The 12,880-nt window shown below is 30.0% G+C and carries 10 protein-coding genes; 5 read left to right on the top strand and 5 right to left on the bottom strand.

Translation table 11 applies throughout. The features are described from left to right. Positions 1–247: methyltransferase (locus ACQCX0_RS01305; RefSeq protein ID WP_462562324.1), on the bottom strand; the 247-nt coding region annotated here is incomplete at its 3' end. A 134-nt stretch (positions 248–381) separates the two neighbouring features. On the opposite strand from ACQCX0_RS01305, the gene ACQCX0_RS01300 reads away from it, so the two are divergent. Then, positions 382–1,374 carry a polyprenyl synthetase family protein gene (locus ACQCX0_RS01300; protein ID WP_462562323.1) on the top strand — a complete coding sequence of 331 codons (993 nt, stop codon included), beginning with the start codon at positions 382–384 and terminating at the stop codon, positions 1,372–1,374. A 1,083-nt stretch (positions 1,375–2,457) separates the two neighbouring features. Here ACQCX0_RS01300 and ACQCX0_RS01295 read toward each other — a convergent pair. Continuing rightward, entirely contained in the window at positions 2,458–4,407 is a 1,950-nt protein-coding gene (locus ACQCX0_RS01295) for a type 2 periplasmic-binding domain-containing protein (RefSeq protein WP_462562322.1), read from the bottom strand. A gap of 189 nt (positions 4,408–4,596) precedes the next feature. Between ACQCX0_RS01295 and ACQCX0_RS01290 the strand changes: the two genes are divergently transcribed. The 4 genes from ACQCX0_RS01290 (at position 4,597) to ACQCX0_RS01275 (ending at position 6,818) form a co-directional block, all read left to right on the top strand. Next, entirely contained in the window at positions 4,597–5,118 is a 522-nt protein-coding gene (locus ACQCX0_RS01290; protein ID WP_462562321.1) for an adenine phosphoribosyltransferase, read from the top strand. A 165-nt stretch (positions 5,119–5,283) separates the two neighbouring features. Further along, entirely contained in the window at positions 5,284–5,487 is a 204-nt protein-coding gene (locus tag ACQCX0_RS01285) for an HU family DNA-binding protein (RefSeq protein ID WP_462562320.1), read from the top strand. Beyond that, positions 5,477–5,887 carry a hypothetical protein gene (locus ACQCX0_RS01280; protein WP_462562319.1) on the top strand — a complete coding sequence of 137 codons (411 nt, stop codon included), beginning with the start codon at positions 5,477–5,479 and terminating at the stop codon, positions 5,885–5,887. The genes ACQCX0_RS01285 and ACQCX0_RS01280 overlap by 11 nt, the downstream gene beginning before the upstream one ends. Next, positions 5,874–6,818: a hypothetical protein gene (locus ACQCX0_RS01275; RefSeq protein WP_462562318.1), complete on the top strand. Its 945-nt coding sequence runs from the start codon at positions 5,874–5,876 to the stop codon at positions 6,816–6,818. The genes ACQCX0_RS01280 and ACQCX0_RS01275 overlap by 14 nt, the downstream gene beginning before the upstream one ends. Positions 6,819–6,856: 38 nt before the next feature. On the opposite strand, the gene manA is transcribed toward ACQCX0_RS01275, so the two are convergent. The 3 genes from manA to ligA all read right to left on the bottom strand — a co-directional run bounded on the left by manA (position 6,857) and on the right by ligA (position 12,198). Further along, entirely contained in the window at positions 6,857–8,068 is a 1,212-nt protein-coding gene (gene manA / locus ACQCX0_RS01270; protein ID WP_462562317.1) for a mannose-6-phosphate isomerase, class I, read from the bottom strand. A gap of 78 nt (positions 8,069–8,146) precedes the next feature. After that, complete coding sequence (locus ACQCX0_RS01265) at positions 8,147–10,012, bottom strand: PTS fructose transporter subunit IIABC (protein ID WP_462562316.1); 1,866 nt, start codon at positions 10,010–10,012, stop codon at positions 8,147–8,149. A 95-nt stretch (positions 10,013–10,107) separates the two neighbouring features. Next, positions 10,108–12,198 (bottom strand): NAD-dependent DNA ligase LigA, encoded by a 2,091-nt coding sequence (ligA, locus tag ACQCX0_RS01260; protein WP_462562314.1) that lies wholly within the window; start codon positions 12,196–12,198, stop codon positions 10,108–10,110. Positions 12,199–12,880 lie beyond the last annotated feature (682 nt).

Raw genomic sequence — 12,880 nt, 5'->3', positions numbered from 1 at the left:
AAGGAATAAATTTTGAAGCTCCTATATTATTTTCCCGAGAGTTTTTCAAAGACAATTCAAAGAATAATTTATTATTCTCTATACCGTATATTTCTATATTGTTCACCCTTACTGCTAAACATAATGCTGAGGTTCCTACACCTGATCCTAATTCTAAAATCTTATCACGTTTTTTAGCATTAATTATAGATGCTAAAAGCACAGTATCAACACCAGCTCTAAAACCTACTTTAGGCTGACTAATCACTAATTTTCCTGATAAAAAGCTATCTCTGGATATTTCTATATCATACACACTAAGAATAAATTACTACATTAATTTTATAAATGCTATTATACTACAATTATAAAAATTAGGATTATATAACTTATTAAAAAATTATGAAAAAAAACTTCAAAAAATCTTTACAAAATGTAACAGAATTAGTAAAAGAAGATTTACTGTCTGTAAACAACTTAATTTTACAAAAAATGCATAGTGATATAGATTTAATTCCTAAATTAGCCAGCCATATTATTAATTCAGGTGGAAAAAGAATACGTCCTTTACTTACCTTAACTACTGCTAAGATGTTAGGTTATAACGGAGTTAGGCATGTCATATTAGCAGCTTGTGTTGAATTTATACATACTGCTACTTTGTTACATGATGATGTAGTAGATGAGAGTGATACTAGGAGGGGGTTAGTTACTTCCAATCAAATTTGGGGGAATAAAGCTAGTGTTTTAGTAGGAGACTTCTTATTTTCTAGAGCCTTTGAACTTATGGTGCAAGATGGCTCTTTAAAAGTATTAGAAGTTTTATCTACTGCCTCTTCTACTATAGCCCAAGGAGAAATTATGCAAATGCTTACAGCTAATAATTTAGATACTTCTCAAGAGCAATATCTTAAAGTTATTTTTGCTAAAACGGCTTGTTTATTTAGTGCTGCGACTACCATATCTGGAGTTATAACTAATCAATCTGAAAAAATTATTAAATCTTTAGAAAATTTTGGTATTAATTTAGGGATTGCCTTTCAAATAATTGATGATATTCTTGATTATTCTGCTAAACAAGAAATTTTAGGTAAAACCATAGGTAATGATTTTAAAGAAGGAAAAATTACTTTACCGGTTATTCTCTGTTTTAATAAGGCAACTAAATCGGAAAAAGCTTTTATGCAACGTACTTTGGTAAATCAAGAGCAACTTCCTAATGATTTTATAGGAGCTCTTAGCATCATGAATAAATACCACATTCTAGAAGAAACTAGTAGGATCGCTGCAGATTATGCAAATTTAGCTATTAACGCAATAGATACTTTCCCAAATTCTCCAATAAAATCTGCTCTTATAGACTTGGCTATGGATTCAATAGAAAGAACCCATTAGACAGAATGTATTACCAAGAAAGCACACTGTAAGAATACAATAGTTTTTTGTATTAACTACGAATTGCTGAACTGCCTACCCTTTATATCTTATGGTAAGTTTTAACACCAACATTATAACCCAATACTATCAGCTAAGAAAATATTTCTCCTTAATAATTCTAAGATCTCACAACCCTAAGCATTATCTACCTAAAGGTATTCTTATAGGAAAGTTGTAAACACCCTCTTTTATATCATCATACCAGCTCTTACTCTCAAACTCCCTGATTTACATATATTCATATACATCATACCTTGAAAATACCTCCTTGCAATAAATGATAAGTAAAGCTTAACATTACACTATGTTTTCTAAAAATCTAAACTCAGAACCTCCCAGATATAATAGGAATAATCCTAAGATATTGGATTATGAACTATAATATCATCTACCTCACAAGTCCCTACTGAATAATTACTATAACCTATAACAACCTTAAGAAAATGAATATATTGCTCTAAAATCGGATATTTTCCTACTATACTAAGTAAAAGTTTCCTAAAGGTTTTTTGATATAAGTTGCTTTGAGAGAAAGTTTCTCCTTTTTCTCAAGCCCCTTATATAATCTCCACTTTAATGGATATATGGTTACCAAAATCATATACCATAAAGATATTAAATTAAGGTAACTATATACAACTTTACACTAAATTAATTTGACTTAAATAAGATTATCTTTACCATCATTATCTTCAAAATACAAATTAGTTCCTAATTTAGCGTGCCACCCAACCTAGTTACCAACTCTTAAATAAAAATCTGCTTTTACTAAATTACTAAAAGCTACCTTATCAAGCTTGGTATAATATATTTCTTCACTGGTTACTTAAAAGATTAGTCATAGAATTTACGAATTAGTAATTACAAATTCGTTTAGATATAGAATTATGTTAAGTTCTACTTAGCAGTAAAACTGGTAGTAATATTATTGGGAGTTTCTTCAGATTGTTTTTAACCGCCAAAAATTTTAGTTTCATAGTTAGTAAAATTCTTTGAGGTTAGAATCAGGTACTCTGCTTTAGATGCTATTGCATCATTATTCTACTCAATAATATTTTCTGCTGTTTTCTCTTCATTTTCGTTAAGGGTACTTAAAAATGGCATTTCTTTATTAAGTTTGGTATCTACTTCTGAGTGATCATCTTCACTATTTTCAACTGCTAGTAAATCTTTACTAATTTTATTAATTTTTTCTTTTAAAATTTCTTTTTCTCTATATGATTGATATTTTTCATATATATAATCTGATTGATCTCTAGTAGGTAACAACGGACCGAATAAAGGAGGAATTCTACTATTAATTTTAGACTTCACAATTGCTTTAGCTATATTTTTCTCCTGTTCAGATGTACTTTTATTATTAAGAATAGATTGCGGATAATCAATAATTCCAATATGATATATAAAATTATTATTCTTTTGGGTGCTAAACAAGATATCATTCATATTAAACTTCAACATATCTTTGGTGATTAAACTACCTTTAATAATATCATAATCTTCTACAAAAGATCTCATTACTTTTACAACATTTTCTTTTTTAGCATATCTACTAGCTGCTAAAACATAACGAATGCCTATACCTTTAAGTTTTAAATGCCCTAAAAAAATATCTCTTTGAATTTTCTTTATATCATTATTATTCTCATCATTCTGCAATCTTTTTAAAAAAATATTAAATTTATCACCTTTTATTTTCTCAGATCTTCTAAAAGTATTATCATTCTGTTTAAGATTATGACTAACATATTTATCATCGTATTCTGCCATTTCCTTTAACGGTTCTCCAGTTTTACCTAATGCTAACTTAGAATAGTTAATTAACATAGACATAGGATAATAATTCACCATATCTAAAGTAGAAAAAGCATTATTAACTTTTTGTAAATTATCTATAGCAGCATCAGTTATTGTAAGGGGATATATTTTTTGACCACACTTTGAGAACATATCATCAACATCTTTTGACAACTCATGACTTGAAAAAATTATTAAATCTATTTGAGATAAATCACAAATATCAAGATTTTTCTTATATTGTGCATAATTAATTACTTTAAATGCAGGGAACCAAGAATTAGCTTTGATCAGTTCATCAAAAAATATTTGTGCCTGTTCATTTATAGCCATAATCTTAATTTTTCTTTTCTGCTGAATGAGTTGATCTATGTTAGTAAAATTATCTTCTGTATTTTTAACAGGAGCTACCATGAATAAATATTCACCGTTTAAAAACATTACTAAATCTAAAGTAGAAAATTTTTTAGTAGCAGGAGTATCCTGTCCTTTCTGATGCAATTCTAATAAATCTGCCCTAGTTACTACAAAATCTGCATTAATACCAAGTTCTTTGTATACTTCAGAATATTTACCTTTTCTAAGATATTTAGCTGCATTTTCAGGATTAGGTATAGGTAAGACAATACAACTTAAGTCAATATATCCTTTTTTAGCATTAACCTGCCTACAAACTTCAGAACCGTAACTATAAGTAATATTATTTACAGCACCGGCTAATATAAAAATAGGATTCTTAAAGATAGAATCTTGAATATCCGTAGCGTCACTTTTGTTTTCTAATCTGATAGCATTTAAAATATCTTGGTATTCTTTGCTAGTATATTCGTAATTTTTATCAATTTCTATTCTATTTTGAATTTTATTAAGATCAGAATTTTTTAGAGATAGTGGTTTATCAGTTTGTTCAGCCCAATCAATTTCTTCTGCTGTGGTGGACTCTTCTGATTGTATTGGACTTTCAGGCATAACAGAAGCTGGTTTTGCAACAGGTTCATCTACAATTACAGGAGTTGCTCTACGGGTTCTGCCTCTACTTCTGGGTTGTGATTTAGTAACTGTTTTTATTTTAGCAGTACTATCTACAATAGGCTTTGTTGAAGAATTTTCTGTTACTTCTTCTGCTTTAACATTTTTTACTAAAATAAAAAGACTTATAATAATAACTAATAAAACATTTTTTTTTAAAGACATATACTTCCTTATCATAAACTTATCTTTAATCTTCCAATGCATAGCTAATATCACTAAATTAACTACATAGAAATACTGACTGATTCTAAAATAATATTTTCATTATAACAACATTTTAATTGTATAACTACCAAATTTTTATTATATTTAAAGTGTTTCTAGTAAAATTAAAAAAGGATTATAGCTAAAGTGTCACTAGATTTAGATAAATATATAGCCAGAGTGCCTAATTTCCCTAAAAAAGGAATTTTATTTTATGATATCTCTCCTCTACTTGCTAATGCAGATGCGTGGACTGAGGCAATTAATAAACTCTCAGTAGCAATAACAATTATGAACCCTGATATACTAGTTGGTATAGAATCAAGAGGTTTCTTATTTAGTTCTGCTTTGGCTATTAAAATGAATTTGGGCTTTGCCATGATTAGAAAAAAGGGGAAATTACCAGGAAACGTTACTTCTCTGAGTTATAACTTAGAATACGGTACTGATACTTTAGAAATTAAGGACGAACTAATTAAAAAAGGGCAAAGAATAGTCATAGTAGATGATTTACTTGCAACCGGCGGTACAGTTAATGCTTCTGTAGAATTGTTGAATAAGTTAGAAGTTAATGTAGTAGGTGCAACTTTTTTTATAGAACTTTTAGCCTTAGGAGGTAGAACAAAAATTGCAAAACTCCCTAATATTACTACTATCTTAGCTTATTAAATTAACCTATAAATATTCTAAATTCTATTATTAATTTGTTTATCAAGATTTTATTTGGTTTTATTTTTTATTTTCTATCTTAGGTTCTTTTTCCATTTAAATAATTGAGTAATTATGTTATTTATTTAGTAAGTTTTAATAAGAACCTATACAGGAGTTAGGAAGATGAATAAGGAAGAGTTAGTAAGTGCTACTTTGGCTAATGGAGATGATTTTAATTTATTGGGCTTTGGTACTTTTTCTACTCTTAAGAGAGCCACCAATACCGGGCTTAATCCTCAAACCGGTGAATCTTTAAAGATTGCTACTAGAATTCAACCTAAGTTTAAAGCAGAAAAAGCTCTTAAAGAGGCTGTTAATGAAATATAATAATATTGCTCTAATTTTAGAAAAGGCAGGCATTACACGTGAAGAGTTAAAAGCCGGTATTGATAAATTAAAAACTTCACCTTTATTAGAGTTTGAACCTACTACTTTACAAATATTAGCTCAAGATAATGAAAAATTTAAAGTTTTAAGTAAATTTATGAATAAACACCCTGAGTTTTCTGATTATAAAGAAGCTATAAGAAAGAGTTTAGGAGAACCTTTAAAAAAAGGCAATGAAGAATTTAAAAAAGTAGGTGTAATTCCCTCAGGAGAAAGTATAAAAAAGATTGTAAATAAGAAAATAGGGGAGTTTAAAGCTAAGAAACAAGAGTTAGGAAAACAATACGACGCTTTAGCTAATATTAGCATTGATAACAATCTAAAGGATGAAATATATTAAGAATATTGATAAGATTATAAAAGATCAAAACTTAGAAGATATCCCTTTAGGCAGAAATTTATCTAACGTTCAAAAACAAGTAGCAAATCCTAATGCTACTACCGTTGCACATCTAAAATTTATTAGAGACGATATTAACTCTGATATAGATTGGCAAAAAATGAATGGGCAAACAGAAGATCAAGTTAAGATGGGTTTAAGAAAAATTATTGATGATGTTATTAAGAAATTTAACCCCTCTGTTGATGAGGCATATCAGCAGATAATTAAAGAAGAGGAACAGGCTTTAGGCAAGATTGGAAGAAGGATTACTAAGGAACATGAGGGCGTAGATCTTGTTAGTGAAGATGCTACTTTAAAAACTATAGTAAAATTAGAGGATACTGAGGAGGTTAAAAGAATGGCAAAAATTATTCAAGAAGATCCTATAGCTTATAGTGGTGTAAAAGAATCAATTTTTAACTTGTTGGAGGGCAACAATAGGATAAAAATTAATACTCAAACATTTAGAAATTTAAACATACTTCTAAAAAAAGAAGATATGCAAAGAATTAAATTCCTTAATCAGGCGCAAAAAGATCTTAAAGATCCAGGAAAGGGAATGGCAAAATCTACTTCAGACCAACTGGAAAACATAATTAAAAAAAGTTCTCAAGAAAAAGTAAGGCACTTTTTTGCAAGTAAATTTGGTGGTAAAGTTACTTCAAAAAAAGAAAAACAACTTGAAAACTTTGCAATTAATCCGGAGTCTGCAGCAAAGACATTAGAAGATATTGTTAATAACGCTAATAACAACAAACTGAAATTTATACTAATGGGAGTAGCTGATGCACTATTAACTTTATTAGGTTGGTTAATCGTCGTTCTAGCAATATTTGTGGGCTTCTGGCATATTATGAAAACAATTATATGGCTATATATGAAATTTTAGCAAGCTTTTCAAAAATACTCTACCCTAGCTTTTTAGCATTATATTGCTAGGTTGCTGAGGGGTGTAGTTAGTAACAAATTAGTTTCTACAGAGGGAATATTTCTGATAAGAAATTCTAAACCAGCCGGTAGGAGAGCTGTTTCTCCCCTTTTTAGGATTAAATTTTCCATTAAATTCTCGCACTTAATAGTAATTTCTAAATCAGCACTAATTACATTTAAGATTTCACAATACTGCTTAGAAGTTTTATATTGTAATGGTTGTTTAATTGTATAAATTGTGCTTTTAAAATAAGGGTTATTATTAATTAAGGTTTGCGGAGTATTAAGTACAGTTTGCTTGGTCTTTAGCTCAACTACAGGATTATTTTCTATACAGATTTTACTCTCTCTTATATGTAAATCTCTGAGATTCCCCTTATTATCTTTTCTATTATAATCATATATTCTATAGGTAGTATCACTATTTTGCTGAATTTCTAACATTAAGTTACCTCCACCGATGGCATGCACTGTTCCTGCCTTAATAAAGAAGGCAGAATCTTTAGAAGTTGGGAACTTATTTAAATATTTTTCTATATTTTGATTCTGAATATTCTTAATAAATTCTTCCTTAGAAGTTTGTGAATTTAAGCCTGCTAAGATATAAGACTCTGGTTCATTATCTAGAATATACCACATTTCATTTTTAGGTTGAGGGTTATTAGGATGAGAATTGTAGAGTTTTCCTTTAGCATGTTGGAAATTTGTAGGTAGAGATTTCGTAGTTAGAAGATTTTTAAATTTATAATCTTTAGGTTGTTCTTCAGTGGATTGAAAATTTCTAGATTTAAGGCTGTTAGATTTTAAGTTGTTAGAGAATAGATCGATAGGTTGTTGTGCGATTGCTAATTTTTGCAAAGCTTTAATATCTTTTAAATCCGGGTGTAGCTGAATTGAAAGAACTTCCTTAGCATCAAGAATTTTAACTAATAAGGGAAATGGCTTTTTAGGATCAAGCTTAGTACCAATTAAACTGTGCCCAAATAAATCTAGAAGTTCTCTAATAGTTTTACCCTGAAATTCTCCGTTTGCAACTACACTTATTGCTTCTTTCTGCTCTGATATTTCCCAAGATTCACCTATTTGCAAAGTGGGATCTTTAATGTCTTTACGCCCTAATTTTTTAAAAAGTTTGTTCCCACCCCAAATTCTTTCCATATAAATAGGAATAAATTTTAAAGGGTATAATTTTTTAGATGTTTTTAGCATTTTATCCGATTGTTCCTTAAATATTTGCAATTTATATAGGTCTATTCACAAAGATCTTGCTATTATTTTATAACTTTTCTATCCTACAACAATTTTATTCTTTTTTAACAAATTAACCAAGATCGCAGTTACTAATACACCTATAATAATTGCAGCTATAAACATTAATTTACCATCAACTACTGGTAATACTATCGGCCCTCCGTGGGGAGCATAATCTTTTACTGCAAAAAAACCAGCAATTGTTGCCCCAACACCAGAACCAAGCATAATTGCCGGAATTACTCTAAAAGGGTCTAATGCCGCAAAAGGGATAGCCCCTTCGGTAATTCCAATTAACCCCATAGCAAAGGCTGCTTTACCGGCTTGTTTTTCATCAGTTGAATATTTTTTAGGAGCAATTACAGTAGCAAGTGCTAACCCTAAAGGAGGTATACATGCTGCTACGGCCACTGCTCCCATAACTTCTGGAACTCCTGCGGAAATTAAGGAAGCTCCAAATAGAAATGCTACCTTATTAATAGGTCCGCCCATATCTGCTGCCATCATTAAGCCTAATACAAAGAATAAAACCAAAGATCCGGTTTTCATATTTTGTAGAAAATCCGTTAAAGCTTTCATTACAAAAGCTATAGGGCTTCCTACTACAAACATAAATAAAGCTATTAGAGTAATAGAAATAATAGGGATTATTAAAACCGGTACTATGGTTTGAATAGTTTTATGAAAAGAAATTTTTACTATCCACTTTACTGTATATCCGGCAAAGAATCCTGCTAAAATACCACCTAAAAATCCTGCTCCCACACTACTTGCTAAACTTCCCCCAATTACCCCTGATAATAACGCTGGCTTCCCACCGACAGAAAAAGCAATATAACCTGCTAAGATTGGTACCATGAAAGAAAAAGAAAGTACACCTAGGTCAAAAATTTGCTTATAAAAGGGGTGCGTTATTACTGCTCCTTGGTTAGGGGTTATACCTGATAGAGCAATTGCCAAAGCAATTAATACCCCTCCTGCTACTACAAATGGTATCATAAAGGAAACCCCGCTTAGGAGATGTTTATAAAAACCAGCTTTTTCTTTGAAAACTTCCTCCCCTACAATATTATTATCAGTGTAATGCTTTTTAGGTTTAGCTTGAATAGCCTTAGTAATTATTTCCTGAGTTTTACTAATAGCAATTGAGGGAGATACTTTAATAATAGGTTTATTACTAAAGGGTGTCTCATCAATATCAATATCAGAGGCTATAATTACTGCTTTTGCTTGGTTAATATCTTTTTTAGTTAAGGTATTTTGTAAACCAATAGAACCATTGGTTTGTACTTTAATTTTTAAACCCATTTTAAGGGCAGTTTTCTCTAAATATTCAGCAGCCCAGTAGGTATGAGCTATACCAACTGTACAGGCTGTAATTGCTACTAAGTCTAATGCTAACGTCTCTAATTTGTTCCCCTCATCATCTCCTTCTGATAATACTACTTCAGTATTTATCTTATTATAATTAGTAAAAAGTGCTATTACTTCTTGTTTATTAGTAGTTTGCTGTAGAGCTAAACAAAAATCCTGTTCTGCTAAAAATCTAGCCAAACTAGAAATAATCTCTAAATGTTCATTGCTTGAGTGTTCTGGCACTCCAATCATGAAGAAAATCTTTGTAGTATTACCATTAGAAACCACCCCGTTTTTAGAAATACCTAAAGCAATAGAGGTTTTATTTACATATTTACTTTTAGCATGAGGAATTGCTATATTATTCTCCATAAAAGTAGAAGCTATTTCCTCTCTTGCTAAAACATCTTTTAAAAAGTTATCTTTATCATTAATATAACCAGCTAAAAATAAAGCTTTACTTAATTCTGCAAAGGCAGATTCTTGATTAGAGCTATTTATTTCAACTCTAGTCATATTATTGGTTAAAAGTTTGGTAATATTCATAATCAGAACCTCCCATTTAAGATATTAGATATATAGTGTTCTTAGGTTAGATACCTAATTTTATCGTATTAATTGGATTACTTCAACTTTTTTATCTATTTATTTGGAAAAATAAGATTTAAAAACTCTTCCTCAGTAATAATTTTTAAACCTAGTTCTGTTGCTTTTTTTAATTTAGTACCGGCATCAATACCTTTAATTACAAAATCTACTTTGGTACTGATAGAACCTACCACATTAGCTCCGGCTTTTTGAGCTGATGCTTTAGCCTCTGCCCTACTCATGTTTAAGGAGCCTGTAAAAATAATATTTTTACCACTTAGTTGGCTCTCAAAAAACTTAAGTTCCTTAAAAGGAAGTATGTTAAGATATGTAGATAAGTCCTCAAGTACTGATATGTTTTTAGGTTCTATAAAATAATTTACAAGTTCCTTTATTACTAAACTACCCATGCCATCTGTCGCAGCTAACCACTGATATTCTGAAGAATTAGGGTTACTTATTTTTTGCATAGCATTAAGAAAATTAGGAAAAGTAATATATTTTTTTGCTAAAATTTTAGCATTCTTTTCCCCAATTCTTTTTATACCCAGAGCATATATTAAATTATCTAAATTAACTTCTTTAGATTTTTCAATACTTAGTATTAGATTCTCGAAAGATTTCTCGCCAAAGCCTTCAAGTTTGATAATTTCTGTCTTATAGTTTGCTAACCTAAAGATATCAGCTTTAGTTTTTAAAAATCCGGCATTATAAAAAGTTTCTATAATTTTCTCACCTAATCCCTCAATATTAAGAGCATCTTTAGCAGCAAAATGCTCTAAATTCCCTAAAATTATAGCCTTACAAATGAATTCCCCGCTACACCGAAGAGCAACATTATCATCTTCTTTAATAATCTTACTCCCGCAAATGGGGCAAAATCCCGGCATCTGAAAAATAGGTAAAGAGGTTATTCGTTGCTCTTTTAAGGATTCTACTACTTGGGGAATTACCTCCCCAGCCCTTTTTACCATTACATAATCCCCTTCCCTAATATCTTTTCTAATTATTTCCTCAGCATTATGCAAAGTTGCCCTACTTACTAAAACTCCCCCAATATTGACCGGTGCTAGCTCGGCAACAGGAGTGAGAGTACCAGTTCTGCCTACTTGTATCGTGATCTTCTCAAGTTTTGTAAGAGCACTTATTCCAGGAAATTTATAAGCCGCAGCCCACCTAGGGCTTTTAGTAATATTACCTAAACGCTCTTGTAATGTTAAATCATTAACTTTATAAACTATGCCGTCTATATCATAGGGTATACTATGTCTGATTAAGGAGATATGTTGATAATACTCTAACATCTCGGTATAACTGTTACATACCTTAATTAAAGGGCTAATTAAAAACCCTAACTTTACTAAGGAGCTAAATACTAAAGATTGTTTCTCCCCAATACTCTCACTAACTTGCCCAAACCCCCAAGCTAAGAATTTAAGGGGTCTATTTTTAGTAATACTAGAATCTAACTGCCTTAAACTTCCTGAAGCTAGATTTCTAGGGCTTGCAAAAATTTTCTTGCCCTTTTGTTTTTGTGATTCATTTAATTTAAAAAAATCCTCACGAGTCATATAAACTTCACCTCTTACTTCTAAAATTTCCAAGAAATTACCTATAAGTTTTTTCGGAATATCTTTCATAGTTAGCACATTCTGTAAGACATCTTCCCCAACCTCACCATCACCTCTGGTTAGAGCTTGTATTAATTCTCCTTGTTCATAACGTAGGGATAATGAAAGCCCATCTATTTTTACCTCTGCTATAAACTCTGGTTCTATCTCCGTATTTAAATATCGTTTAATTTTATCTAAGAATTTTTGTACATCTTCTTCTGTAAATAAATTATCTAAAGAGAGCATTACTTTGTTATGTCTAATTTCCTTAAAGCCTTTAGTTATCCCTCCTGCTACTTTAGTAAGGGGATTTAGATGATTATTAAGGGTTGGATATTGCTTAAGAATAGCTTGTAACATTGATACCAAAGCATCGTACTTAGCATCATCAATTAGCTGATTATTTTCTAAGTAATAGGCATTATTATATTTAACAATTTCTGCACATAAGTTTTGATATTGAGTTTTTGCTTCTGTTTCACTCAAATCTTGAGGCAATTGATTATTAATTGGTAAAATTTTTGTTGTCATACTGTTTAGTTATCCTGTAAAGTTAATCTTCAATCTTTGTACTATATTAAATAACTTTCTTATAAAGGTGTAGTACAAAAATACTAAAATTAATAGAAGATATATAAATATAAATTATACTGCTTTAGTATCTATAGGCATTTATATTTGTTTATAATGTTAGTTAATTTTAGTTTTTCTTCAGTGTAATTTTGTATTCTTAAAGTCAAACTTTGCATCTCTTCACCATATTCTAATTCAGTCTCAGGAGGTATCATAAATAAAACAGTATGATAAAAAGTTATATTTAAGAACTAACATAATTGGTTAAATAAATTCTCATGAATAAAGTAATAGGTTTATATTTATCTCATTATTTAAAATAGGTAATATATATTATAATTTGCAATGTTTTTAACTTTGTTGTCCTTTATAACATTTTTGAAAACATAAAATAAAAGCTTCTATTATATTTCTAAGGACACAACTTCTGAGGTTTAGGCTGTAATTATGTGGAAAAATTTGTAATTTATTAAACTCATCAATCCTATTTTTAATAAACTTAGGCAATACTCTATAAGTTTTAATATCTATATCTAGGCAACTTTTAATTTGATTCTCTATTTTGTCTTTATCCTAGATCGGAAAAGCGGTTCAGCAGGAATGCCGAGACCGATATCGTATGCCGTCTTCTGCTTGAAAA

Source organism: Candidatus Hepatincolaceae symbiont of Strigamia maritima (assembly GCF_055505085.1).
Note: the sequence above shows the minus strand (reverse complement) of the source record. Positions and strands in the feature narration are given on the sequence as shown.